Here is a 24,745-nt window from a genome sequence, read left to right on the forward strand (position 1 = left end):
ATATCCTTGTCGTGGGCACCTATGACCGTGTTTGTCGTGTTATTGATAATCATAGCGGGTTCTCCTTATTTGCTATACTGCCAGATAGCAATATAGCAAATTTTTGTTGTTGTTAATTAAATACCATCCATTTTGATAACGGATAATGGGTGATACACGATTACACCTGCGGTTTCTGCATCACAAATAACCTCAAACTCCAATCCCTTCTGTTGTGGGGAATGCTGTTCATAGGTGCCCACGACAAGGATATCGGCGTCTATCTAATACCGGGTTTTAATGATGTTCCCGCCGATGAGTGGGAGAAGGTCAAGTCAACCCTACAAGGAAAACTTGATGCAAAAATTCTACTCCAGTATAAGGTTGAAAAGACCGGAAAGGCAGGGGGTAAGGTTGAAAAATTTGCAGAAAGTCTTGATGACTTTGAAGACAAATTTTTAGAGACCGTGATTCCAAATTGTTTTCACATCGCCACCCTAAATAAGTGGAAGGAGAAAGCGGAGAAGGAAAGCACGCGTCTGTTGCTATTGAATCAAATAGCAAGGATGGAAAGCGAAAACCCGAAAGCGGAGAAATAACCTATGGGTATGACCCCTAAAGAATGGATAGGTCAGTTGGACGATAGCGTCAACATTGAAGGCACGACGCTAGGCGAATATATTTTATTTGCGGAAGATTCTTTGAGGGGGAAAAACCTAGGTATACAAATGAATTATTGTATCGCTCTTTTGGCTTTGCATTATAAGGATTCAACGAGCGGTTCGCAAATAGCATCCGAGATAACCGAGGGTAGCTTTAATGGCATCGCCACGACCGGTGCGGTCTCTTCCATAAGTGAGGGTAAGGTGGCGATAAGTTTTGGTGGTGGCAGTGCAAAAGAACAATCCACCCCGAACGCATTAAAAAGCACCCGATGGGGAATGATGCTGTGGGAAATTTTGAATCGCAAAAATATATACATAGGGGTCACGGGAACGGGTGCGGTTTAAACGCACAAGCGGTGTTTCTGGCTTTCTTCCCTCCGAAGCGACTTGAAAGTAAATCCGGTCAACCATTTTCGTGATTTCCTTTGCCCTTGTGCGTGGGCGAATTGTGAATGTTAAAGGGGACGGCTTCCGTTAATTTGCCCACGCACATTTCATATTATTGCTATATTATAGGGTAAGGGGAACGCGATGATATTTTTTGGCAAAAATGAAAAGGTATACCGGAATGGTGGCGGAAGCTACGACGAGAATGGTATTTGGAAAGAGCAGGGTCAACAAATTGAAGTCACTATGGACATTCAACCTATGAGCCCTTTACAAATTTCGCGGTTACCCGCGTCCTGGAATGTAAATGGTGGTGCTATTGAAATATATACGAGCAGTAAATTAAATGTCTGGAATGATGAGACAAAGCAGAAGGGCGATGTCGTGGTTTGGGAAGGAATGCGGTGGCGGGTAAGACCGGGTGCACATTGGAATAAATTTATTCCCCATTATGAATATATAGGGGTCTACGAGGGGATGGAATAATGGATAACATTTATATTGAATTGAGAAAGAGAATTTTAAGTATACTCGCACAGCGGTTTACCCCCACGCCGAATGTAATAAAAGCATACCAGGCATCGCCCACGCCCACCGAACCATATATTGCTATCTACTGCGGAGATGAGGAAACAATAGGTAGATCGTTTAGCGAATTTATAGTCAACAAGCGGGTGAGAATGGATGAAGCGGAGTTAACTTGTAGGATAATTCAGGGAAAGGGTGGGAAAAATTTGCTTTTGCCTATAATAAATGATTTTAAAAATGAGCAGTATGATGAATGGCAAAAATTGATGGATGGGAATTATATTTATGGAATGAATGTCCTAAATGTGGATGCTATAATTCAGACGCCAAATGAACTCGGTGAAAAGTATGAGATGGAAAGTCATTTTGATTTTGTGCTTTCCATTTGTAGGACGGAAGATATTGCAACCAGTGCGATGGTGGGCGTCCAAATGGAAAGCACAATAGTGAAGGCGAATGGCGATGAGTTGCCACCTGAAACAAGTAATATGGGGGATGTATGAACTTTGCTATGGGAAATTCAAGCGAATGGGATTTGCAAATACTAAACGGTCAGTTCAAAATGATTGAAGGCGAAAATGAGGTGAGTCAAAGAATTAAAAACCACATTCTCTCTTTACGCGGTGAGCTATTTATGAATGAACAGTTTGGCGTGGCGTATTTGGAAATTTTATCTGGCAAAAAGAAGGGGATGGTGCAATCCTTAAAATTGCAGTTGCGAAATATAATTCAATCAACGCGTGGCGTTAGGAGTATTAGTAGTATGGAGATGGGAATGATTGACCGCGATAAACTCGCTGTGGTGTTTGCGGTGCGTGGCGATAATGATGCGTTAATAGAAGACGCGGTGGGGATATCATAATGGCAAATAAATATATAACTGCGAACGGCTTTGAACGACCGACCTTTGCGGAAATTAAAAATGAAATGGTCACCGAGTTCAGAAATATATTCGGCGTGGCGATAGACACAGACCCGACCACCCCGATGGGTCATTTAATAGATCTGTTATCGCTAAAATTTTATGATGTATGGGAAGCGATGCAGGAAATATATACTGGCTTTTCTCCATCTATGGCAACCGGTTTCGCCCTGGATATACTTGCGGACTTATATGGTATCCGGCGTGGCGTGGGCACGCGGTCAAATGTTGAGGTCTACCTATTTGGAAAACCGGATGCGTTGCCCGTGCAAATACCGGCGGGTAAACAGGTGGCAGTAACGGAAGCACTAACTAATAAATTTGAATTGACCAGTCCGAAAATAATAGCTACCACATTTACAAAATGGATAGCGATAAAAAAGAAAGGGAATTGGTCAGCACCCTTGAATATTCAGAGCAATAGCGTTAATCCCCCTATACAGGCGACCGGTATACCAAATGATATAACTTTACAGGCACTCGCACACTATCTAAATACAACCTTCCCAAATAGTGGGGTGCAGTTTGTGTATTACGCAAATCCCGACCCACGGTGGAGTAGTTGGGGGGTAAATATAAATGAAGAGTGTATCGTGATTGAACGCCTGTCAAACGGAACGCTTGATTTAGCTTTGCAGGGTTTTGATATTCTAGGCATCGCGACCACCGCACAGTTCATCGCGACCGTGGATGGTCCAGTTAGGGCTTCGCAACAATCCATTCACACAATACTTACCCCGGTGAGCGGTTGGGTTGGGGTCAACAATACGGAAACTGCGTTACCCGGGATACTGAGGGAAAGCGATGAAGCCTTGCGTATTCGCCGTATGCAAACTTTTACTCGTGGCTATGCAACCCTACCGAATATGGAATTTCAGATACTGAACGGCGTCTTGGGAATAAATTTTTGCCGTGTGGTTGAAAATTTGACCGGGGATATTTTGGATGGGATGCTACCGGGTGGAATAAAGGTAATGATAGCGGGTGCACCGAATGAAGAAGAATTGGCTAGAAAAATATGGGAAGTCAAACCGGCGGGTGCACCGCTGTTCGGTGCACGGGTAATTGAAATAACCGACAGCCACAATCAAATATATCAGGTTCGGTTTGAGGTGCCATCCGTAAATCCGATATGGTTAAAGATTCAATATGAGAGAAGCGAAGAATCGCTACCCCCATCGGACGAATGGACTCCCATCGCGAACGCGATTATTGAAGCGTGGCACAATCAGAACAACGGAATGGGGGTTGATTTGGTTGGCGATAGATTTGCCATTCCCATCTATCAAGCCGTGCCACTCGGAAATATCCGTGTCTACTTTACAGACCAAAATCCCAGCACTACCACAAATCCAAATTGGGTGCGGACATTTGCGGTTGACCCTTCGGTCTTTTATGCAATACAGAGTATTAACTGGGAAGAGGTTGGGAATGGGGTAATTTTATGAGAAAGCAAATGCAAACAATGGAAGAGACCTTGGAACAGGCGTTACTTATGCAGTATCGCCAAAGTCAAAAATATACCTCTTTATTAAAGAATGCGGTGGGTAAGGGCTTTGATAAGATAGGGGAAATGTTTGAGGAGTTTCACCGTGAGGTATTGAATTTGAATAATGTGATGGGTGAGTCTCTTGATTATTTAGGTAATATATTTTCTATACAGCGAATGGGATTGAACGACGAGCAATATAGGACGAAAATAAAAGTGACCCTACCCTCTTCAAACAGTGGCACGATTCCCGAAATACTTTTTTTTGGCGTGATGAAGAGCGGTGATATGAACCCTTGGTTAATTGAAGAACCCAGCGTGCACGCGGTCGTTCTATATACCCCAAACGGTCGCCAGTTGAGTAAGGGCGAATTTAATGGACAGCAGGTGGCGGGAAGGAGTGCGGTGGTCGGTAGTCAGTGCCTTCTCTCCGAATACCCCAGCGACACGGGAAAAATTTTAGGGTTCAATGATGGAACGGGTTGGTTAATAGAAGCGGATGAGTTTTGGAATAATGCACCCACCGAACCCCCTATTCCCCCACAACAGACCGGCAGTCTTGTGATAACCGTATACAAGAGCGATGGAACTGTAACTACGAGTGCTACCGTGGTTGTTAATGGGATTACCCAAACCTCTTCGGCAAACGGCGTATATACATTTAATGATTTGCCGGTCGGGTCGGTCAGTTGGAGCGTTGCCCGTGCGGACCATATCGGTCAACAGGGCACGGCAACAATCACCGCAAATACGACAGCGACCCTGACCGTAAATTTACAAGCCGTGCCACCCTCTGTTGTATATGATTACATTTCATTTAATTTAGCGCAACATATACCTGATCATAATTTTAGGATTACGGTCGGTGGGACGCAGGGCACCGTGGGACAGACCCAGTTTCTAGTACTAAGACAGAGCACCCCAACAAGTTGGTCATTTGTTGACCTATCCGGAGTATACCGCGATACGAGTGGCAGTTTTATCAGCACCGGAAATATGCCGGTTCCCATACCGCTATCGCGAAAGACCGGCACTGTTGCCATAACCGTATACAAGCCCGATGGAACCGTAAGTGCGGATGCTACCGTGGTTGTTAATGGGAATGCACCGAGTAGTTCAAATAATGGCGTATATACATTTAACAATGTTGATGTCGGTAGTCATAACTGGAGCGTTGTCCGTGCGGAGCATTACACGCAAACCGGCACCTTAAATGTAGTCCTTGACACGACCACAGCGTTGAGGGTTGACCTAGTTTTGGTGCCGGTTCAATATATAATAACGTTTACCTTTAATCCGGCGTGGAATGGAAATGCGTTTGTCATAACGGTTGATGGGGTTGCCGGAAGTGTAGGACAGACCGTGTTTACGGTAACGGGCACGGGCACGCGTAGTTGGAGTTTTGCAAGTAACCAACAGTATATAAATAATCAGAATGGGTCAGTTAATGTCACGGCGAATGTGAGCGTGCAAATAAGTATAGTTGATACGACCCCCACAACCGGCACATTGGTGATAAGCGTATATGACCCGAGTAACCAGTTGACGAGCGGATGGAATTTGGAAATAGGTGGCATCAATCATTCGGCACCGGACCCAGCAGCAGTGTTGACTATATCGGGGTTGACCGCAGGGAACCGACAGGGCACATTGACCAAACAGGGTTATGATACGCAGGTATTTAATTTTACCATTACCGCAAACCAGACGACCACCCTTTCAAAGACGCTTGTGGCTACGCTGACCACCGGCACATTTAGATTGATGGGGGTATATAACCAAACAGGGGGGACTAGGGTCACATCTTGGGATTTAATAATAGATGGAAATTATATTACCAGCGACCAGGGCACCGATGGCGGTCAGTTCCCGGTGGTCGTGCAAAGCCTATCCGCAGGGAATCATACGATTGAAGTGAGGGCACCGGGGTTTGATATATATAACAACCCCTACGTCTACATTAACGTAGGACAGACGACCGATCTATCGGTTTATATGGCGCCCTACGTCTTACTATATCCCCCTTGGTCGGATAGTTGGTCGGCGAATTTGGGTATACCGATAACCCTCGTTGATAATAATGGAAATGAAAACACGACAACCCCAAACGGTTGGTTAGATCAATTATACTTTGGTGCGATCAGCCCAGTGTTTGTAGGATTTTACAGCGGGCAGTTTACTAGTTCCACTAGTGGCGATATGTCCGCAAGTAACCCGCAACCCGGAATCCTATGGAGACCTAGAATATGGCAGGGACCGCCACGCAGGGCAAATCAGGGTGAGTTCGTGGTGCAGTTTGTCATTTGGACGATCGGCAACACGACCGATGCGTTGAGTATTGACTGGGGTATAGGGTATGACGATGGCACATATAGCACAATCCTAACTCAAGTCGCGACAGACTTTCAAAATGATGGCACTATGCGCGAAGTGTCGTTGACGGTGCCATCCAACCAACACAGCTTAAACGGTAAACGTATCAGGGCGATGAGAATACGTCCGGTGGGCGTGAGCGTATCGGCAGGGTCTAGGGCGGTGCAAATTTTCATATTTGATTGTTGGTGGAATGGTAGCAACTTCCCCTACTAATTTATATATTATCCTTTTGGAGGTTTGGATTTATGCCGGAAAATTTTAACACTGTGGCAAATTTGCCCGAAATGACGGATGAATTGGGTGCGGAAGACATATTATATATGATTGACCGCAGGTTCCCGAATGGTGGACGCGACAAGAAAATAAAAGCGGTCAAATTGATTCAGGATTTGATGAAATTGATGGGACCACTTCAACCGGGTGACGGCAACGGTCAAATAGATTCAAGGCTACTTTCATACTGGTGCCCTCGTCCTCTTACGCTTGAATTTGCCGACCTACCACACGGATATTCAACCCACTACCGATTAAATTATATAACGGATATACCATCTGGGGTACACCCGGAATATATTGCTATACCGGAAGACTTTAAAATTAGTTCCCAATATCCACCTGGCGAATATTGTAACATAGCTTTAGTATTTCCATTTAAGTTTGATAGTTCAACAGGAATTTCAAGGTATCTACGAGGATTTTTCTTACCACGCTCTTTAATGAATATGTTAAAAGATAAGAATTCAAGGATAATAATTTGCCTACAAAGGGATAATGGTGATATAATGGTGCTATATTCAAAATTGATGAATAAATACCGCGTAGATGGAACATTTTGGCAAAACTGGAGAAGTCCGAGTAGCATGGAAGATGGTTATTTAAGTTTACAAGCTTACGAAGAAGATGCGATAAGAGCAGGTTACGGGCTAAATCATATAATCTATGACCCATTCGGAGAAGTTGATTCTGAGGGAACGCATGAATTAAAAAAATGCCGTGCCGGTTATGTGGATGACCCACTCAGGGGTCTAAATGATTCTAAATTACAAAATATAACTATGCCCGGAAGGAACTTCCCGATATGGACATATGAGGATAGATTTCAAAATTTTAATACACAAAGTATCATCGCGCAAGGTTGGTTTACTCCTATTTCTCCTAAACCATCCATACTTGCAGAAAATGTAATGTTTGATGGGGATTTCGGCGGGATAACTAATTTAGGAATGCTTAACACTACTGAAGTCATTCTTTTATTGAGAGCTAAGATAAGAATCTCTATTGCTTCATCCTTTTCGCCAAGTTTAAACATAGTGGAACAGGTTGGCACCTGTTCCGGTCCACTCGCAAGTTCTCGTGGATGGTGGGTACCCCTACACGTTATTACATATGGAAACTTAGGTGTAGGTGCAATACAAAATAATCTTAGACTTCAACGGATAGTAGGCAGTAACAGCGTAATGTTGGTAGGTGGCTTAACCCTAGGATCTGGTGGGTCAAGTTTAAATTCCCCAGTTGAATTGACGGGGATGCTTGATTTATTAACACCATCATCCGTTTCTAGTTGACCCCATCTATATTTTATATGGACAGCAACGCCCACAACACTATTTGCCAAAACTGCATCTGGAATAACCGGTGCCCATTTGACAGCAAATGCGTCTACGCTATGAAATTTTATTGAAGGATTTCAAATGATATTGCAAGCAGATATAAAGATACAAGCGACCGCACGAGACCGTAAACGGGATGGGTTTGCACCGCCTTCCTATATCGCCTGTATACACAAAGAACAGGTAGAGAAGTTGGAGTTTTATGGCGAAGCAAAAGTCAGAATTTGATAACGTTAAATGTTGGACAGAATGCAGAAACAGCAGTGGCAAATGTATACACTATTTTAAATATAAGGGCGTATCAAAATGCAAGGCGATGGATGTGACCCTCACGCCAAACGATCTAAAATCAAATAAGTGCAATCAAATTATTAAAAGGTGCATTTAATTTTATATATTATTTTCAAAGAGGGGATAGTATATGAATTTACCAGGCGTGGTTTTGGAAAATATGGAGGTGCCGGTTATGGCGTTGCCACCGACCGCTTCTTTTCCCGAAGCACAGGACTTGGCATTACCCGAAATGACCACGGCATTTGATAAACCGGAAACGCAGAATCTACCCGATGTGGTAAGTGGGTTCCCCGAAGCACAGGACGCTTCGTTACCAGGAGTGGTGGTGGAGTTTGCAGAATCAAAGAGCGTCAAATTGCCAACTGTGGCAAATGTGCCACTTGCTTCCCCTTCTATGGGGTTGCCACCTAAAAGTTTCTGGGGTGACAAAGGGTTTAAATTACCAGATTTAGGGATGGTGGCGGTCATAGGTAGTGCGGTCAACCTTGCGTATTCGCTGTTCAAAAAATTCACGACCAAAAAAGACCCTGAAATGAATTTACCACCGATGGTTGATAAATATGTCATACCGGAATACCTCAAACCATTATTTTTCTTTCCCTCAAGTGCGGACGTAAATAATGCGGATGATACTCGCAGAATTGCCGGTGGACCTCCGTATGTTGAAGCTAGGATCGGGATGTTTGGCGGTGCATCGGTTGATATAATGGATGTATTGCCCGATACGGCTTTTTTATTTAGGGCGATTGGTGGCGATGCTCGTGCGGAAAATGGTTTGCCCTTTATTGCAGATATAGATAATCCCAGCACCCATCTAAATTTTGATCTATGCCTTACTGAGAGCCACAACTTTAAGGGCAATCTGTCCACGCATCCCATTGAAGACGGAACAAGCATAAATGATAATTTTAGCGAAGAGGGTCAGGAAAATGAAGTGAGTATGCTCGTTAGCGATTACAGCGTCAATCGCGTGGGCGATGAGTTTAAGAAAGGACAGGCACAGCAAATCTGGCAGGACTTGAAGGCGTGGTTTAAGGAACGACGTCTGGTGGCATTATCAACCACGGTTGAGACATATGAAAATGTAATCATAACCGCTTTACATACCGAACGCGATGGTGAGAGTGGACAGGCTTTGAAAATTGATATTACCTATAAACCGGTCAACAATGTCAAATTTAAGAGTGGGCAAATTTCAACCGTGCCTTCAAAACCAAAGAGCACGCCATCCAAAAAAGCACAGGCACAAAAGAATAATGGAACGACCTCAACAAGTGCACCCTCAACAAACACGACGCCCGTGGATGAGCAGTAGGAGAAAATATGTTGGTAATAAATTTTGATAGTAGCGTGGGGTGGGATCAGAGGGCTTCCGTGCAGTTGGAGAATAAAATGGTCAACCTCCGAATCCAGTGGAATGAGGTTGCCAGTTATGCTTTTATGGATATAGAGGTCTATGAAAAAAATGACGAGGTGCAAAAAAGAACCGGAATTAAGTTGGTCCCGAACTGGCATTTATTGCACAATACCGGATATCATAAATTAAAGGGCGAATTGTTTTTACTCCGCACAATAAATGAAAGACCGGCGGAATTTGAATATATTATGTTGGGTAGGGAGTATTGTCTATATTATTTTACCCCCGAAGAGTATAATCAGTGGAGAAGAAAAAATGGCTTTTCTTCGTAGACATAAATTACTTGTGAGCGATGCCGTGGTGGGCGATGGCAGTGCAAAGGACATATCCGATTTGCATTTTTCCTACGAGATTAAACGGACAATAGATTGGAAGGAAAATTTAGCAGAAATAAAGGTCTGGAATTTAGGTGAGAAGAGCAGAAATGAAATGGTTGACCAGGGCAGTCAAATTGAATTGTGGTTTGGTTATGAGGATGAACAGGGCAAGTTTGGTATAATATATTCAGGTAACGTGCTACGCGTGGAAAATGTAAAGGAAAATGATGGCTTTTGTTCAACCATATATTGTGCGACCGCACGAAGCGGTGAGTTGCCCTTGTATAATAAGACCGTGAGTGCCAGCTACCCGAAAGGAACGCTGTTCAAGGATATAATGGAGACCGTCTGTGAGGATTGTGGAATGTTTTTGGATGGACAAAATATCGGGGATGACCTCAAACTAATAAACAATCTCGTATTTACCGGCACCTTCCGAAAGTTTTTGGAACATCTAAATAAAATTTTAAAATCCATAAATTATTCCCTCAGTATAGACAACAATAGCGTGGGCGTATATCCGACCACAGCCATACCGACAAACTCCGCTTTTGAAATTTTGTCTTGGGAAACCGGGTTAATGCAAATACAGGATATAACAAGTCAAATAGACAAGGATATGAAAGGGCAGTTGACCAAAGCGGGTCTAAAAAGAAAGTGGGTTGCCGGTAAGTGTTTAATAAATCCAGCAATCAAGTGCAACTCACTCGTGCAAATAGATACGGCGGGAAAAATCCCATCCCTTGAAAATGCAAATTTTATGGTATACTCATTAAATATAACGGGCAGTAATTACGACAACGAATGTGTTATGAATTTTATGATGATTCACTAGGGGGTCAATATGGAAAATGTGGGAATGTCCCAACAGTTGGAAAATGTGATTGAAGGTGCGGTGCAGAATATACATACCAGCTTTCCGGCAAAAATTATTTCACTTGACAAAGACAGTGGACTTGCCACGGTGCAGTCCTTGGTCAACCTTACCGACCAACTCGGTGAGATAATTGAAGCACCGCAAATACCGGAAGTTCCCGTCTTCTTGCCAGGTGGTTCAAACTGGTCCTTACTAGGGACGGTGGGTGTGGGGGATAAGGGTCTCTGTATAGTGAGTGAATGCAGTATTGAAAGTTTTAAAAATAGTTTGGAAGCAAGTCAACAGAGCGATGAGACCCGACATAATATAACGGATGCTATATTTCTACCGGGTTTTCAAAATCTGGGTGGAAAGTTTGGAGCTACCGTAAAGTTTGAACATATAGGTATGGCAGTAAAAGATAAATTATTTTTATTTGATAATGGCAAATCAACAATGTATAAGGAGATGAATAAAATTTATGATTTGATGTCCGAATTTATGCAAAAGGTAATGTCTACTTTTACAGCGGGTAGTGCGGGTGCATTTGCACCCGGTGCCGCTTTCGGCACCGGATTTACGGAAGTCCAAAATGTATTCACGAAATTAAATCAGGAAAAGGGCAAGTTGACGGAATTTTTTACCGACAAGGATGCGAGTGGCACAAGCGGTAGCACGCCTTCTGGCAGTGCACCGCCAAAAACCCCCCAACCGGACAAACCAAATGCCAGTGCGAAGGCACTCGCACAACAACTAATTTCTAATCTTCCCACGCTTGATACCGTGCCGATTGCCGGTAATGGAGCACCGGCAGCAGGTTTGACCGCATCGCTTGTAGCGGCTTTGTCCGCTTGGGTGGGTCAAGTTATGGATGGTGGGAAATAATTTTATATATTATTTAGGTTCAACAATTTAATATCTGAATTATCAGGTAGGGGAGTATACAAGATGTCAAGGCTTGATGAAATAGTCAAAGTCAACATAAGAAACGAGAGTGCTTCTATCGCGACCGCAAGTTTTGATAGAATTTTAATACTCGTCAACGATGTTTCAACTTTGGAAATTAAAGAGTATACCAAATCGGACTTATCCGACTTGAGGGCACTCACAGCACAAGGGGGTCAGTCCGCAGATGCGATATTTGGACAAGACCCAGCACCGACACGGGTGGTTGTTGCCACCTTGGGTCAACCGGCTTCGTGGACTGATCAAACCATAGCGGAGAAGTTACAGGCGATTATAGATAGCACGCTTCAGTTCTATTATGTCGTCTGTGCCTTCGGCGTGAGCGATGATTCCACCGACAATACCACAGGCACCTATGACGAGTTTCTCGCAGGACTTAAATCATTTGTGCTTGCGAATGAGAAGATGTGCATTTTACATCCAAAAGATAATGCAAAAATTCTCACAACAAAACTAGCACAGGGCGATACCGCTTTAGATAGCTTGATTGGGTTGACCAGTAGGTTTGCTATAATCGCAGGGACACAATCGCCACTAGGAACGGGAAATGACGAACAGGTCTCTTCCGCTTGGGTTGGTAAATGTGCGACCTATGAACCGGGCAGTCTCACGTGGGCGTATAAAAATTTAGGTGCATTCGCAACTCCTAGAGTTTTTTCAACAACGCAGTTTACTAATTTGAAAAATAGATTGGTAAACTGGTATGAAAAAATTGCAGGGCAAAGCATTACGAGACGCGGAACGACCCTAGATAGTTCCTACTACATTGACAACCGCGTGGGTATAGATTGGATAAAAGCCAGGTTGCAGGAACGCGTCTACGCCTTACTTGTGGCAAATTCAAAAATACCCTATAATGACGCAGGTATACTTTTAATAAAGAGCGAAGTTTTGGGAGTATTAAATACCGCACAGAATATGGGAATCTTGCAAAGTGAAGGAATGGAAGTGTCTGTTCCAGCATTTGCGGATATACCTGTTCAGGATAGAATGGATGCGGTGCTAAAAAATGTAAATTGGCGTGCGTTGATACAGGGTGCTATCCAAACTGTAGAGATTAACGGCGTGGTAACTTGGTAAGGGGGATAAGATAATGGCAACAGAAGGAACAGTGAAGACCTACGATCCTAAAAAGGTCGTGGTAACATTTGCAGGAGTGACAATATCCGGTTATATGGATGGCACATTTGTAAACGTGGCACCCGGTGGTGAAGCGTTTGAAAAACATAAAGGTGCGGATGGCAGTATTGACCGCGTCAATAAATCGGAATTTGGTTTCCGCGTTACATTGACCCTCAAACAGACATCTCCCATTAACCCCATCTTGGCGGGTTTGCTAAATGTTGACAAATTGACAAACGCAGGCATCGCCACACTTTTAATCCAGGACTTAAATGGTTCAGGCATACTCACGGCACCGCAGGCGTGGTTGGTTCAAGACCCCGAAAGCGATTGGAGCGATAGTATGTCAGGTAGGGAATGGATTATAGATACCGGGCTTGCTACCTATATACCCGGTGGCAACAAATAGGGAACCTTCTTCTCAAGGTCAACCCGCACGGTCATCTTTTGAGAGATTGACAGGGAACAGCGTGCGGGTTGATTTTTTTTTGTGAGCTAAATTTTATACCAACCATCTCTGATTAGCCCCCCCCTTTCTTCGTTTTCTGCTTGCGAATATTCTTCTTTGCATTCTTCGCAACAAAACCCATCACCTGATAGGTTTGTTATTGCTTTTGCTTCTATCTGCTCTCCGCAGTAAGTGCACTCATTTTCTTTTATCCATATAATTTACCCCCGCCTTTCAAAATCCATTTGTGGATTTATGTACGCTATTTTTCCTGAGCCATTATTTTTTCCCGAGTCCTTAATATAGGATTTCACTGATTGAATGGATACGTTCAATGCGTCTGCTACTTGCGGAGCTATTTTGTTCCAAACAGCCCAACCTTGCTCACGCACATAATAGGATCCCGCCGCGTGCATTTTTGCCTTGTCTATCATTTTTCTACCCACCTTGTGCCTTCGGCACTTTTTAGTTGGTCAACATTAACCAACTTTATATATATAATATAATAAATTATTTTCAAAAGTGGGCAAAAAATGTTAACTTTTTTAACTTTTTTTGCGAACCTGCGTTTTTACGCAAATTTCGCAGGTTGACCCCAAACATTTTTTAACTTTTTTTTGTGGACTAGGGCAAATTCAATGAAAAATGTGTAAAATACAATGAATTAAGCCTGTGGCACAGGGCAAATTTGCCCTGGTAGGGCAAATTTTGCGTTTTAAGAGGGCAAATTTCAACTTTCTATGCTCTTTAAGCCCTTGACCCGCCAAACCGCCAAAACGCCGAAGGCGTGCCGTTAAAATGGAAAGATTATTTTAAAGGGCAAAAATAAAGCCTTCTAAACCGCTTTTTAATGCAAATACGGCAAAAATGCCCTCAAAAAAAAACGGGGTTGCCACTTTCCTATTTAGGGCGATTTCTCAATGTTGACAATAGACCCTGTGCCACCTTTTGCTTGATTGTTAAAGAGGGCAAAGAATTAAAGTCCTTGTATTTGGTAAAGGTATGCGTAAAAATAATAACCTCAACTCCCAGCACCATTAAATTTTTTGCCAGCTTTTTGGCGTTCTTTTGACCCGCTTCATCGTTATCAAAATAAATGACCACCCGCTTGAAGTTGGATAGTAGTAACATTTGTGCCTTGCTAAGTTGCACGCCGAAGCCACAGACCGCGTCCGGTATACCCAGGTCCCACAAATCAAAAACCCCTTCAAATAATACGACCGCTTCATAATTTTTTGCAACCTGATAATTATACAACAGCTCTTTTATAGGGGTGGCAAATTCCTGATCCGCATTTAAATACCGTGCAGTGCTTCCGATTGCACGGCACAAAAAGGAACTGACCACGCCTTCGGCATCGGTGACCGGAATTACAATGCAGTTGCGATATTCCTTTCCCTTGAATTTGCAAATCCTGGTAAATCTGATTTTATATAGCGTAATTAAATCGGTCACATCCAACTGTCTCTTTTCTAAATACTTTATATGAACTTTGGATGGCTTTTCCTCACCGGGTAATTCAATAAATTTTTTGTGATTTATGATTTCCGCTTTGTGCTTTCGTGGGAGTGAGGAGTAAAGAGCATTTATATCATTATAGCTAACCTTCAAAAGCGATAGGGTCCTTGCAAGTGAGTTTTTACCACATCTCCAACAGTTATATCCCAGCGTGGGGGAAATACCGCCGTGAGTTGAGTTATCGCCACAGTGCGGACAACTAATGTTGACCCAACCACGCGTTATATTTTTGCCACGCTCTTTATATGGGATATTATATTTTTGCAAAAGTTCAATTAAGTTCATTTTAAATTCTCTATCCACGCCATAAGTTCCAGTTGTGCGGGTCTATTAAGTCTACCCATCTCTTTTTTAAGGCAGTCCAAAAAATCCATCCCGACAAAGCCACTATCAAATTCAATCTTGGAAAGGTTGCTACCCGCTTTCTCCACTGTCGTTTCCTCCACAAAGAGATAATCCTGTTTGATGGGAATTGCCCTTTCACCCACATAGACGACCGGTTGATATGTCGTCATATCGCGGACCTGTATGTTAATGCACCCGGGATTTATCACGGTGCATTTTTTGCCCTTCCAAATATAATGGTGGTGGCAGTCACCGCAACAAATTAACTTCGCCTGTGGGAATTGTTTTGGCAAATCTTCCGCACTTATTCCCACGCCAGGTGGTAACGGATGTTTTGGGTCAAACACGAGTTGATGGGTGAATGCGGTCGGTTCGCCGGTCGGTGCATCCTTTCCAAAACTCATCGCATCAAAGCCTTCAAAATTATTTTTCATTTCCTTGATGACACCACTCGCAAATAAAATACCGATGGAACTATTATCAAGGTTATCGTAGTTGTGATATGGCAAATCGTGATTTCCAGCTATGGCGTAGACCGGAATTTCCCAGGTTGACAGCTCTTGTATGACCCTTGAAATGAGTAATTCGGATTGTCGTGGGGTATTAAAGAGGTCACCGAGGGCGAAAATGTTTTCGCATTTTTCCTTCTTGGCAATTGCATAAATTTTTTGAAGGGATTGGATTTGAAAAGTTAACCAGTCCTTACATTCAAGACACTTTGGACAATCATCGCGTAAATGCCAGTCCGCAGTATACAAATTTACTTCTTTCATATTGCACCTCGTTAATTATAGGGGTATTAACCTGTGGGCTGTCCGCAAGTAGGACAGAGGTTCATTGTCTTTAATTCTTCCATAACGTCTTTCAAATCGGCATTTGCAAATTTATATTCCTTCCGCCACGCGGTCAATAATTCCAACCGCTTCTTTTTCTCCGTTAGCATTTTCACACCTTCGGTATATATGGTAAACTGCTCTTCCAACTTATCAAAGCCGATAAATTTTTTAAAAAGTAGTGCAGATGCCGAAATTGATTTTAATGCTCTTAAATTTTCCAACTTGGATTTTACGGCGGTCAAATCGGCATTTATTGCTTTTGCATTTTCAATCTTGGCTTCAAGTTGCGATAGACGGGATAGTCCGGTCAATACTTCTTCTGCCTTACTCTTTTCTTTTTGCAACGTCTCAAGTTTATCAAGTTGATTGCCGATTTTAATGCAGTCCATTTTTTTCTTTTCATAATTGACGCATAAATTTTCAAGGTCATCAAATCCGATAAAAATTTTCAGACGCTCTTTGCATTCATTTATATTTCGCTCCAGTTTTTGCAACTGCGTGATTTCGGCGATTCTGTCCCCTTGTTTGTTCTCACCCTGTTCCAAATTTTCAATCTTCTTATGGAGTTTATCAAAGCCACGGAAATTGTTTAGGTGATCGGTGCACCGCTGTAAATCATTTGCCGTATTCTTTTTGAGAGATTCAACTTCGCGTATGGTGGTTTTTGCCATCTTCAATATATCGGTCAATCTCTCAAGTCCACAAAGCTGTCTGATATATCTACTGCTTTCCCCATCCGATAGGGAAATTAAAAAATCAACATCGCGTTGCGATTGAAAATTTAATTGATTTAATGGGAGTAATTTGTAGACCTCTTCCGGCACATCGGTCTTTATTGCTTCATAGCTCGTTACCTTTTTACCCTTGTAAATGCGATAACAGTTTTCTTTTGCATCTTTATACCGGACTATTTTCGTCAACTCATCCAACTCCAACACGACCTTACAATAACCCTCAAGTTTGCCGTTTTTCATTTGAGTGGTGTTAATAAAGGAATTGCCGGTCGGTCTATTGAAGACAAGCCACTGTAGACCGCGAATGATTGCACTCTTTCCGGAATTGGAAATACCCATTAACACTGTAAAATGTTCAAAGGGTATTTCCGTATTGCGATGCGATTGGAAATTCTCTAAAATGAGTTTCATCCCTTACTCCGCACAAAGCCCTGTATTTGTAATTTGCATAGCATTTCAACAGCGGAAATTTTTTTGTCCCACGCTTCCAGCTTCACACGCAACAAATCGGCTTTTTCTAATGCAACGTTGACCTTGTCCTGGTATTCAATGACCTGTTCATCCATTTGAACAAGGTTTGCGATTTTAGCTTCCGTCAGTTTTTCGCCACCGGATGCCCTTTCGCGAATCTCATTATCTACCTTTGCACGGCAAATTTTAAGACCGTCAATCATTTCATTCTTCTCCCTTTGGGCGTGCACAAATTCTTGACCGATTTCAAAATAGCGATGTGCATTCCACTTCAACTCGCTTTCCAAATCGGTTTCATCTATATCAAATATAGATTTACCCTCTGTGGCACAGTAACCCGCTTTCGGGCTTTCGCTCTTCGGTTTATCCGCTTTCACGGCACCGTATCCTTTTTTCTCATTCATAGGTTTACTCCGTTGGTTCCTTGGTTGCTTCTTCATACTTTTGCAAAGAAGTTTCAATATCCTTACGCAGGACTTCCAACTCGCGTTCGGCGGTTTCCTCGTCCTTTATAAGCGATTTAATTTCCGCGTCTAGGTCTTTTATTCCTAACTCCTTTAGTTGGCGGTCAAGTGATTTCATATCGCTTTCCGCCACGAGTTTTCTTTTTTGCAACTCTTTAAATCTTTCTTGCACAGTTGGCATTTCTTACCTCCAACTAATATAATTGGGTATACTTAATTTGCTATATTGCAAATAAATACAGGGGGTAAACATGGAGCTAGTGGTAACGAGCTATAGTGGTAGTCTAATCAAGACATCTTTCTTAGACAAAGGGGTCTATAAGTTAGCGGAACCGGTGGAATGTAATGTCTACATTGAGGGTGAGGGAAGGCACCGATTCATAATGGAACCGGGCTTTCCCACTAATATGAGAAGCGGTAGTCATTGTATAGATGGGGTTATTCCAAAGTTTACAAGCAACAACGACTACAACCTTGCCATTCTCGTTCACGATTTTAATTATACGAGGAACTCGCAGGGTGAGCACTATGTGAGTCGGGAATTTGCCGATAATCTTTTACGGGAAATGACCAGGCATAGTAAAACATTAAATGCTTTTCAAAGGGCACTTATGTTTCGGGCACTGAGAATGTTTGGAAATTCAGCGTATGAAAGCTATAACGACGAGGAAAAAGTATACAAGGACGCGGGTCTATATATGTCATATCGCTACTACGATAAATAAAAATTTGCTATATTATATATCTAGCGGTAAGGGGTGGATGTTTTTACATATAGTGGCAAGCTAGTATTAATATCCGTTTCGTCCCCCTTACCGCTTTTTATTTTTAAAAAAAATTTCCTATATTATTCCCATAGCATTACCATCAAAAGCTATTCCTAATACGGGAAATTACTCATTGATGGTAAAGTGCATACGACACAGCACCGAACAAAAGACGAAAATGAATTGTTGCGGATGATTGCCATGGGTCGGTCGCAGGGTAAAAGATTTTATCTTGACGGAGTTACGATATAAGGTATTATGTCAACCGAGAAAGGGGTAACTATTGCAAATGCAAAGAACGGCGGAACTAACAAATCCGTGTCACATAATAAACTGACTGTCAAAATGTCAATCTATGTTGAAGCGAAGCCCAGAATGGAGAGTAGCGGTCAACTTATTGTGACAAGAGGGCGTATCCAGAATTGGAATATAATAGTCAAGTCGTAGGTAAATAAGCGGATACCACCTACGTTAAAAATTCCTTCAAAGCAAAGTCAACCGAAGGGCTGATAAGGCTTGTTCTCCTTTGAAGTTTATATGCATACTGCCTTAGTTGGTGTATACAAGTTAAACAGAATTTAGGGTTACTTCGGTAGCCCTTGTTCTGTTTAACGCACCTGTCAAAGTTGCAAAAACTTTGATCCTGTGCGGTGAATTTGCTTCCGGATTTGCCATACGGCAAATTTCTGAAGTGCTAAATAAAAAGTATTTACCGTTTTGCCGAAGGCACATTTTAAGGAAAGCTAAAAAGAAATTTTCAAAGCCACGGGTATATCCGAAATTGAATGGAAAAAGCAAATGTATACCGGAGATAAAAGGAAAGGGAATTGCAAATGTATACCGAAAAGAAGCGATTGGTATACAGAAGGCAAATACAGAGGGCAAATATGTAGACCCTTTAATTTGCATTTAAGGAAAATTCCGTCTTTTCATTTTTTGGCGTATTCCGTTTTCATTGCCCTATCGTTTCCGAATGCACCTTGCTATATTAAATATATGACCCATTATCAACTACTCCGCGATGCCGGATTTCTCTATGACTTCCGCGATGCCGATTACCCGCTTTCCGGACTGCCTTTTCGTGCCACGCTTGAACAAATGATTGAACGTTGGAGGTGGGAAGGTCGTGATGCAAAAAAGACGGCGTTGGACCTCTTTCTAAAGTGGGGTCTAAATTTTGAACCGTTGCCACCTTTTTACAGGCGATTTGCAAATACCCCACTTGACCAAATAATTTTACAGGTGCCCTTGCGTGAGATATGGAAGGCGTATTTTTTGGAGGTTCATCCGACCGATGTAAAGGGTTTTTGGGTGAGGGCGTTATGGTGGGGCGAAAAAATAGTCGAGGGTGGGGAAGGATGGTTTGAGAATCACCCCTGGTCACACTTTCACTTTGCGGAAGTTTTGGCGGTGCTGTTTGAGTGGATGAGATTTGTGCACCGCAAATACGCACCCATTGAAAGGGAATTGGATGGAATGAACGCGTGGCTTTGCGAAAAATATGGAAGCGAATATGAAATTAAATTTGACGAGCATAAAATTTACGAGACTGTGAAGGGTGAGGGTGGCGATGAAAATGTGCAAAAATGGAAGTGAGCGTTACGCGGTCGCAAATGGTGGTAGATTGCTATGCTCTTTTCGTGAGGTCAACGAAAGTATGCGTAAATATATTTTATCCCGGTTGGTCTGCGATTTTAATTGCGATTGGATGGGTGGGCGTTGTATAATGCAGGATACCGAAATAAATAGGGAGAGGTTGATCGGTCTAAAATTTATGATAGAGGATTTGTAGGAATTTTATTTATGGAGTATTTTCTCAAGAAAGCGATGAATATAGAACCGGCGGAAGTTGCCGGTGACCGCTTCGGTGATTTCGGGGAATTGAAGAATGGCAAATTTGAAAAGCCCAAAAAAGACAAGGTGAAATTATATGGCGTTGAAAATACGACGGAAATTATTGTATCGTGGAGTAGCAATGATAAAAATGAATGGAAAAAGGTTTTGGATTTTATTAGGCGAATACCCGGTAGGAGATATAACAATAATACAAAGAGATGGCACATTGACAAGAGCAGGAACGCACGGGACATATTGACCGCATACGGCTTTCGCATAGATGTGGTAAAGGAAAGGGTGGATGCGTTTACCAGCGTCACAAATTGGAAACATTTATATCCATTTTTGCGGAGTTATCAGGTTGAGGATTTAAAATTTTTGGAGAGTAGGGGTGGACGTGGGTTAATTGCCGATGAGATGGGACTTGGTAAGACGTGCGTCAGTCTGGTCTACGCGGATAAATTGAAACCGGTGACCCTTTGTATTGTGAGGGCAACCACAAAGAATCAGTGGGCTTCGCAAATAGAAAAATTTACGACATTTAAAAATGTGTATATTTGCAACGGACAGACCGCGCATAGGGTTGACGCGGACATTTATATAATAAATTGGGATATACTGGTGCACTGGGTCGGGAATGGTGGAAAGTTTATGGGCTCATCGCGTCCGATTGAATTGGTAATCAGCGATGAATGTCAGGCGTTGGCAAATATGAAGTCACAAAGGACGAAGGCGTGGATCGCCTTGATGCGGAATGTAAAGTGGAGTATACCGATGAGTGGGACGCCGTGCACGAGTAACCCCGTTCAGTTTTTTGCGGTATTAAATAATTTGGAACCGAAAAAATTTTGGAATCAGTGGCAGTATATGAAAAGATATTGTAACCCGCGCTTTAACGGCTTCGGGATGGTATATGAGGGTTTGAGTAATGCGGGTGAGTTTAAGGAGTTGATCGCACCGCTTTTTATCAGGCATTTAAAAAAGGATTGGTTAAAGGAGTTGCCGGAAAAGGTATATAATGTGGTGGAGTTGGATGTAAAAATTGACAAAGCGGAAAATGAGAGAATTGTGGAATTGCTTGAAAATAATGGCGATATTGTAAATGCGAATACGCTCTTTTTATGGCAACAGAAGCGGAAGGAAGCCATGAATTATATAACGGATTGGTTGGATGATAACCCGGAAGAGAAGTTGGTGCTCTTTTGTTGGTATAGGAATGTGGTTGATGAGTTGGGTCTACTGTTGCAAAAATACGGCACGATAAAATTTTATGGTGGATCGGAAAGGGATGGCGTGGAACAATTTATTGCCGATAAAAAGAAGCGGGTATTTGTTGCGAATATGGTGAGTGGTGGCGTGGGAATTGACGGGCTTCAAAATGTATGCAGTAACGCATTCTTTGTTGAACTCCGGATGGTTCCCGCTTCGCATTTACAGGCGGAAGATAGATTGCATAGACTTGGTCAGTCCGGAAGCGTAAACATAACATATTTAATAGCAAGGGAAGGCGTGGAACGGAGAATGTGTAAAATGCTAAACAAGAGACTTGAGACCCTTGGTGAGATGTTTGATGAGAAGAGAAATGAATTTGCGATGCTTGAAAAGCCGAAGCAACTAGCATTTAATTTTTCAAAGGGGAATACCCCATTAAAATAAATAAAGGAGTTTTTATGTTGAATGTGATTATTGCACGGGGTAAAGTTACGGACGGGGGTCAACGTGGATAAAGAGCGATATTTTTTGGCACGCATTATCACCGATGGTCGTTTTGCAAATAGGGTAATCGGATTTCTGCGGACGGAATACTGGGATAGCGATTTTGAAAAGCGGGTGGCGTCCTGGTGCTTTGAATATGTAAAATTATACAAGACCGCACCGGGAATCGATATAGAAAAGATTTGGGAACGCGAAGCGGTTGAGGAGAATGACCGTGCACTGTTGCATAAATTTTTATCAAAGCTAAATACGGATTTTGAGGAAAACAAGGCAACCGATTACGACGTGGATGAATGCGAAGCGTGGGCGAAGGAAAAAGCCCTTGAGTTATTAAAATGTTCATTAAATGAAAATTCCGATAATGGCAACTACGACCTGATGGAAAAAGCCGTCGGGTCTTTTGTGCTACCAAAGCGATTACAAAAACAATCATTTGACTTGGCAAATAGTGCAAAGGTCAAACAGGCATTCCTTGAGTTGGATGAGGGCGAAGAGGTATTTCACATTCCCGGTATACTCGGTGATCGCCTTGGTAAATTTAAGAAGGGCGATTTTTGTGCGTGCCTTGCACCTCCGAAAAAAGGTAAGTCATGGTGGATGGTAAATCTAGCGATGGGTGCGGGTCTACAAGGAAAAAATGTGCTGTATATAAACCTTGAGATGCGTGAGTCGCAGTTGGTGCGGAGATTTTACCAAAATTTATTTTCTATGCCAAAACGGACAAAGACCATTCGCATTCCAAAGTTCCGCTTGAAAGCGGAAGGCGATACAAAGGTTGAATTATATTACGAGGAAAAGCAAAAGGAAAGCAAATTTACCGATGATAAATTTATTAAAGAATATTTGGCAAAAATAAAAAGGAATTTCCCTTTACGGTTACCACGCATACTGACCTATCCGACTATGTCCCTGTCAATAGATACATTGAAACAGGCGGTTGATGATGAGTATAAGAGCACCGGGTGGTACCCCGATGTCATATTTTTGGATTACGCGGATCTAATGATTGCAAAGGGTCGGTTCAATGAAGAGCGTCATCGGCTGAATGATGTCTGGTCATCGCTTCGCGGTTATGCTATGGAAAGCGATATTTGCATTGTCACCGCTTCGCAGTCCGGTAGACAGGGATTAAATGACAAGGATATAGGGGTCGGGAATGTTGCCGAAGATATGAGAAAGGTCGCACACGTGACCAAAATGTTTACGCTAAATCAGACCAAGAAAGAAAAAGAGGTTGGGATAATGCGTATACGTTGCGATATTGAAAGGGATGACTACAGCACGAGTAGTGAGGTCGTGGTGACGCAGTGTTATGATATAGGGAGTGCATTTTTACAGGCGGTCAATGTCCGCGATTATTATGAACCCGATATCGATTTAAAAAAGAAGTCGGAAGGTAAATTGAAAAAGAAAAAAGAGATGGAGGTTGAAGATGAATGAGGTGCAACTAAAAGAGCACAAGGCACAGTTGGCATTGAACCAACAGGGACGATGGCGTATGGCAAATCCCGAAAAGTATAGGGAGTATCAGCGCCGTTATCGCAAAGAGCATCCCGAACTTTCGGAGAAGCAAAAACCATATATCAAAAAGTGGGTTCAAAAAAATAAAGAGCATTTGCAGGAATATAGAAGGCGTTATTATTATGAAAATCGCGATGTTATTCTAGCGAAGCAAAGGGAAAGGACCAGGCAAAGACGCGAAGAGCGTCAGAAAATAAAAGTAAGGGCATTAAATAAAAAGAAAAAGTCAACCCGAATATAATAAATGAGGTAGAAATTATGTTATATCAAAAGCACAGACCGACTAATGTTGACGAGATGGTCGTAAATAAAAAAGAGTTTGAAAAGTTTATGGCAAACTTTGACAAACCAGGTGATCAGCATTCGCATGCATATTTGATTTATGGTGCAACGGGTTGTGGCAAAACGACACTAGCTAGAATGGCGTGTTCTGCTTTGAAGGCAAATGTCATTGAAATAAATTCAGCACAGAATCGTGGCATTGATACCATAAGGGAGATCACGGCAATAATGAATCTTCCGGCACTTGCAGGTGCGAAGATAGCGTATATAATAGATGAGGTGCATCGCACGACAAAGGACTTTCAAGAAGGAATGTTGAAGCCCTTGGAAGATTGCCCGAAGCACATTTATTTTTTCCTTTGTACAACCGAACCAAATAGTCTACTTGAGACCGTAAAAAATAGATGCCAAAAAGTTGAAATAAGTCCGCTTGAAGATATTGCCTTGACGGAGTTGGTAAAAGCAATTGCAAAAAAAGAGGGTTACAAAATTACGGATGATACGGTCAGTGCCATTGTTGAAAATTCTATGGGTAGTGCCCGTAACGCTCTTACCACGCTTGAAAAGGTTTTGGGCGAAGATGAGGATTCAGCCCTTGACCTGATCAACAAAGAGGGCGAAAGCGATAATGTCATTTCCCTGTGCCGGTCGCTTTTGAAGTTGGATTGGAAGGGTTGTCAAAAAATACTAAAGGACTTCAAGGAAGACGCGGAGAAAAGCCGTAGGGTCATTTTGTCATATATGGCGAAGGTGGCGATTATGTCGGGTAATCCGAACGCACTGAGGGCACTATATATATTTAGGAATAATAATACTTACGACAGCGGTATACCCGGTCTGGTGAGTCTTTGTCACGAGGTATGCGATGACGAGTAGCAT

The 24,745-nt window shown here is 42.5% G+C and carries 26 protein-coding genes; 20 read left to right on the top strand and 6 right to left on the bottom strand.

Annotated features, from left to right (window positions below; genetic code table 11):
• The first annotated feature begins 149 nt into the window (after positions 1-149).
• The 14 genes from ACYVTD_RS03785 (at position 150) to ACYVTD_RS03850 (ending at position 13,337) form a co-directional block, all read left to right on the top strand.
• Positions 150-578, top strand: a complete 429-nt coding sequence (locus ACYVTD_RS03785; protein WP_461246453.1) for a hypothetical protein — start codon at positions 150-152, stop codon at positions 576-578.
• Positions 579-581: 3 nt separating this feature from the next.
• Entirely contained in the window at positions 582-989 is a 408-nt protein-coding gene (locus tag ACYVTD_RS03790; protein ID WP_461246454.1) for a DUF4054 domain-containing protein, read from the top strand.
• 186 nt (positions 990-1,175) lie between these two features.
• Positions 1,176-1,517, top strand: coding sequence for a hypothetical protein (locus tag ACYVTD_RS03795; RefSeq protein ID WP_461246455.1), 342 nt, complete (start codon positions 1,176-1,178; stop codon positions 1,515-1,517).
• A complete protein-coding gene (locus ACYVTD_RS03800) occupies positions 1,517-2,062 on the top strand; it encodes a phage neck terminator protein (protein WP_461246456.1) in 546 nt (181 codons plus the stop codon). Before ACYVTD_RS03795 ends, ACYVTD_RS03800 begins: the two co-directional genes overlap by 1 nt.
• Positions 2,059-2,421 (top strand): hypothetical protein, encoded by a 363-nt coding sequence (locus tag ACYVTD_RS03805; protein ID WP_461246457.1) that lies wholly within the window; start codon positions 2,059-2,061, stop codon positions 2,419-2,421. Before ACYVTD_RS03800 ends, ACYVTD_RS03805 begins: the two co-directional genes overlap by 4 nt.
• Entirely contained in the window at positions 2,421-3,929 is a 1,509-nt protein-coding gene (locus ACYVTD_RS03810; RefSeq protein ID WP_461246458.1) for a hypothetical protein, read from the top strand. Before ACYVTD_RS03805 ends, ACYVTD_RS03810 begins: the two co-directional genes overlap by 1 nt.
• Positions 3,926-6,559, top strand: coding sequence for a hypothetical protein (locus ACYVTD_RS03815; protein ID WP_461246478.1), 2,634 nt, complete (start codon positions 3,926-3,928; stop codon positions 6,557-6,559). The genes ACYVTD_RS03810 and ACYVTD_RS03815 overlap by 4 nt, the downstream gene beginning before the upstream one ends.
• Before the next feature lie 32 nt (positions 6,560-6,591).
• A complete protein-coding gene (locus ACYVTD_RS03820; protein ID WP_461246459.1) occupies positions 6,592-7,911 on the top strand; it encodes a hypothetical protein in 1,320 nt (439 codons plus the stop codon).
• Positions 7,912-8,377: 466 nt separating this feature from the next.
• Positions 8,378-9,565 carry a phage baseplate protein gene (locus tag ACYVTD_RS03825; RefSeq protein ID WP_461246460.1) on the top strand — a complete coding sequence of 396 codons (1,188 nt, stop codon included), beginning with the start codon at positions 8,378-8,380 and terminating at the stop codon, positions 9,563-9,565.
• Positions 9,566-9,573: 8 nt separating this feature from the next.
• The gene (locus ACYVTD_RS03830) at positions 9,574-9,939 is read left to right on the top strand and encodes a phage baseplate plug family protein (protein ID WP_461246461.1); all 366 of its coding nucleotides are present in this window, start codon (positions 9,574-9,576) and stop codon (positions 9,937-9,939) included.
• A complete protein-coding gene (locus ACYVTD_RS03835) occupies positions 9,923-10,819 on the top strand; it encodes a baseplate hub protein (protein ID WP_461246462.1) in 897 nt (298 codons plus the stop codon). The genes ACYVTD_RS03830 and ACYVTD_RS03835 overlap by 17 nt, the downstream gene beginning before the upstream one ends.
• Before the next feature lie 9 nt (positions 10,820-10,828).
• Positions 10,829-11,725, top strand: a complete 897-nt coding sequence (locus tag ACYVTD_RS03840) for a Gp138 family membrane-puncturing spike protein (protein ID WP_461246463.1) — start codon at positions 10,829-10,831, stop codon at positions 11,723-11,725.
• Positions 11,726-11,788: 63 nt separating this feature from the next.
• On the top strand, positions 11,789-12,886 hold the full coding sequence (locus tag ACYVTD_RS03845; protein ID WP_461246464.1) for a DUF3383 family protein: 1,098 nt from the start codon (positions 11,789-11,791) through the stop codon (positions 12,884-12,886).
• A gap of 31 nt (positions 12,887-12,917) precedes the next feature.
• Entirely contained in the window at positions 12,918-13,337 is a 420-nt protein-coding gene (locus ACYVTD_RS03850; protein ID WP_461246465.1) for a phage structural protein, read from the top strand.
• A 260-nt stretch (positions 13,338-13,597) separates the two neighbouring features.
• Here the strand turns inward: ACYVTD_RS03850 and ACYVTD_RS03855 are convergent, their stop codons facing one another.
• The 6 genes from ACYVTD_RS03855 to ACYVTD_RS03880 all read right to left on the bottom strand — a co-directional run bounded on the left by ACYVTD_RS03855 (position 13,598) and on the right by ACYVTD_RS03880 (position 17,925).
• Positions 13,598-13,822: a hypothetical protein gene (locus tag ACYVTD_RS03855; RefSeq protein ID WP_461246466.1), complete on the bottom strand. Its 225-nt coding sequence runs from the start codon at positions 13,820-13,822 to the stop codon at positions 13,598-13,600.
• Between the two features lie 454 nt (positions 13,823-14,276).
• On the bottom strand, positions 14,277-15,179 hold the full coding sequence (locus ACYVTD_RS03860; RefSeq protein WP_461246467.1) for a toprim domain-containing protein: 903 nt from the start codon (positions 15,177-15,179) through the stop codon (positions 14,277-14,279).
• A complete protein-coding gene (locus ACYVTD_RS03865) occupies positions 15,176-16,012 on the bottom strand; it encodes a metallophosphoesterase family protein (protein WP_461246468.1) in 837 nt (278 codons plus the stop codon). Before ACYVTD_RS03865 ends, ACYVTD_RS03860 begins: the two co-directional genes overlap by 4 nt.
• A gap of 26 nt (positions 16,013-16,038) precedes the next feature.
• Positions 16,039-17,220, bottom strand: coding sequence for an AAA family ATPase (locus tag ACYVTD_RS03870; protein ID WP_461246469.1), 1,182 nt, complete (start codon positions 17,218-17,220; stop codon positions 16,039-16,041).
• Entirely contained in the window at positions 17,217-17,684 is a 468-nt protein-coding gene (locus tag ACYVTD_RS03875) for a hypothetical protein (RefSeq protein ID WP_461246470.1), read from the bottom strand. Before ACYVTD_RS03875 ends, ACYVTD_RS03870 begins: the two co-directional genes overlap by 4 nt.
• A 4-nt stretch (positions 17,685-17,688) precedes the next feature.
• On the bottom strand, positions 17,689-17,925 hold the full coding sequence (locus tag ACYVTD_RS03880) for a hypothetical protein (RefSeq protein WP_461246471.1): 237 nt from the start codon (positions 17,923-17,925) through the stop codon (positions 17,689-17,691).
• 70 nt (positions 17,926-17,995) lie between these two features.
• Between ACYVTD_RS03880 and ACYVTD_RS03885 the strand changes: the two genes are divergently transcribed.
• The 6 genes from ACYVTD_RS03885 to ACYVTD_RS03910 all read left to right on the top strand — a co-directional run bounded on the left by ACYVTD_RS03885 (position 17,996) and on the right by ACYVTD_RS03910 (position 24,742).
• Positions 17,996-18,469, top strand: a complete 474-nt coding sequence (locus tag ACYVTD_RS03885; protein WP_461246472.1) for a DUF1353 domain-containing protein — start codon at positions 17,996-17,998, stop codon at positions 18,467-18,469.
• Between the two features lie 1,038 nt (positions 18,470-19,507).
• On the top strand, positions 19,508-20,107 hold the full coding sequence (locus ACYVTD_RS03890) for a hypothetical protein (protein ID WP_461246473.1): 600 nt from the start codon (positions 19,508-19,510) through the stop codon (positions 20,105-20,107).
• A gap of 231 nt (positions 20,108-20,338) precedes the next feature.
• A complete protein-coding gene (locus ACYVTD_RS03895; protein WP_461246474.1) occupies positions 20,339-22,003 on the top strand; it encodes an SNF2-related protein in 1,665 nt (554 codons plus the stop codon).
• A 63-nt stretch (positions 22,004-22,066) separates the two neighbouring features.
• Positions 22,067-23,503, top strand: coding sequence for a DnaB-like helicase C-terminal domain-containing protein (locus tag ACYVTD_RS03900; protein WP_461246475.1), 1,437 nt, complete (start codon positions 22,067-22,069; stop codon positions 23,501-23,503).
• Positions 23,496-23,825 carry a hypothetical protein gene (locus ACYVTD_RS03905; protein ID WP_461246476.1) on the top strand — a complete coding sequence of 110 codons (330 nt, stop codon included), beginning with the start codon at positions 23,496-23,498 and terminating at the stop codon, positions 23,823-23,825. Before ACYVTD_RS03900 ends, ACYVTD_RS03905 begins: the two co-directional genes overlap by 8 nt.
• Before the next feature lie 17 nt (positions 23,826-23,842).
• Positions 23,843-24,742: an AAA family ATPase gene (locus tag ACYVTD_RS03910; RefSeq protein WP_461246477.1), complete on the top strand. Its 900-nt coding sequence runs from the start codon at positions 23,843-23,845 to the stop codon at positions 24,740-24,742.
• Positions 24,743-24,745 lie beyond the last annotated feature (3 nt).

This window comes from Treponema sp. R6D11 (assembly GCF_054786075.1).

Excerpts from the sequence above, each read along its gene's own strand:
- ACYVTD_RS03790 (WP_461246454.1), top strand. The coding sequence starts at position 582 with ATGGGTATGACCCCTAAAGAATGGATAGGTCAGTTGGACGATAGCGTC.
- ACYVTD_RS03795 (WP_461246455.1), top strand. The coding sequence starts at position 1,176 with ATGATATTTTTTGGCAAAAATGAAAAGGTATACCGGAATGGTGGCGGA.
- ACYVTD_RS03800 (WP_461246456.1), top strand. The coding sequence starts at position 1,517 with ATGGATAACATTTATATTGAATTGAGAAAGAGAATTTTAAGTATACTC.
- ACYVTD_RS03805 (WP_461246457.1), top strand. The coding sequence starts at position 2,059 with ATGAACTTTGCTATGGGAAATTCAAGCGAATGGGATTTGCAAATACTA.
- ACYVTD_RS03810 (WP_461246458.1), top strand. The coding sequence starts at position 2,421 with ATGGCAAATAAATATATAACTGCGAACGGCTTTGAACGACCGACCTTT.
- ACYVTD_RS03815 (WP_461246478.1), top strand. The coding sequence starts at position 3,926 with ATGAGAAAGCAAATGCAAACAATGGAAGAGACCTTGGAACAGGCGTTA.
- ACYVTD_RS03820 (WP_461246459.1), top strand. The coding sequence starts at position 6,592 with ATGCCGGAAAATTTTAACACTGTGGCAAATTTGCCCGAAATGACGGAT.
- ACYVTD_RS03825 (WP_461246460.1), top strand. The coding sequence starts at position 8,378 with ATGAATTTACCAGGCGTGGTTTTGGAAAATATGGAGGTGCCGGTTATG.
- ACYVTD_RS03830 (WP_461246461.1), top strand. The coding sequence starts at position 9,574 with ATGTTGGTAATAAATTTTGATAGTAGCGTGGGGTGGGATCAGAGGGCT.
- ACYVTD_RS03835 (WP_461246462.1), top strand. The coding sequence starts at position 9,923 with ATGGCTTTTCTTCGTAGACATAAATTACTTGTGAGCGATGCCGTGGTG.
- ACYVTD_RS03840 (WP_461246463.1), top strand. The coding sequence starts at position 10,829 with ATGGAAAATGTGGGAATGTCCCAACAGTTGGAAAATGTGATTGAAGGT.
- ACYVTD_RS03845 (WP_461246464.1), top strand. The coding sequence starts at position 11,789 with ATGTCAAGGCTTGATGAAATAGTCAAAGTCAACATAAGAAACGAGAGT.
- ACYVTD_RS03860 (WP_461246467.1), bottom strand. The coding sequence starts at position 15,179 with ATGAACTTAATTGAACTTTTGCAAAAATATAATATCCCATATAAAGAG.
- ACYVTD_RS03865 (WP_461246468.1), bottom strand. The coding sequence starts at position 16,012 with ATGAAAGAAGTAAATTTGTATACTGCGGACTGGCATTTACGCGATGAT.
- ACYVTD_RS03870 (WP_461246469.1), bottom strand. The coding sequence starts at position 17,220 with ATGAAACTCATTTTAGAGAATTTCCAATCGCATCGCAATACGGAAATA.
- ACYVTD_RS03875 (WP_461246470.1), bottom strand. The coding sequence starts at position 17,684 with ATGAATGAGAAAAAAGGATACGGTGCCGTGAAAGCGGATAAACCGAAG.
- ACYVTD_RS03880 (WP_461246471.1), bottom strand. The coding sequence starts at position 17,925 with ATGCCAACTGTGCAAGAAAGATTTAAAGAGTTGCAAAAAAGAAAACTC.
- ACYVTD_RS03885 (WP_461246472.1), top strand. The coding sequence starts at position 17,996 with ATGGAGCTAGTGGTAACGAGCTATAGTGGTAGTCTAATCAAGACATCT.
- ACYVTD_RS03890 (WP_461246473.1), top strand. The coding sequence starts at position 19,508 with ATGACCCATTATCAACTACTCCGCGATGCCGGATTTCTCTATGACTTC.
- ACYVTD_RS03895 (WP_461246474.1), top strand. The coding sequence starts at position 20,339 with ATGAATATAGAACCGGCGGAAGTTGCCGGTGACCGCTTCGGTGATTTC.
- ACYVTD_RS03905 (WP_461246476.1), top strand. The coding sequence starts at position 23,496 with ATGAATGAGGTGCAACTAAAAGAGCACAAGGCACAGTTGGCATTGAAC.
- ACYVTD_RS03910 (WP_461246477.1), top strand. The coding sequence starts at position 23,843 with ATGTTATATCAAAAGCACAGACCGACTAATGTTGACGAGATGGTCGTA.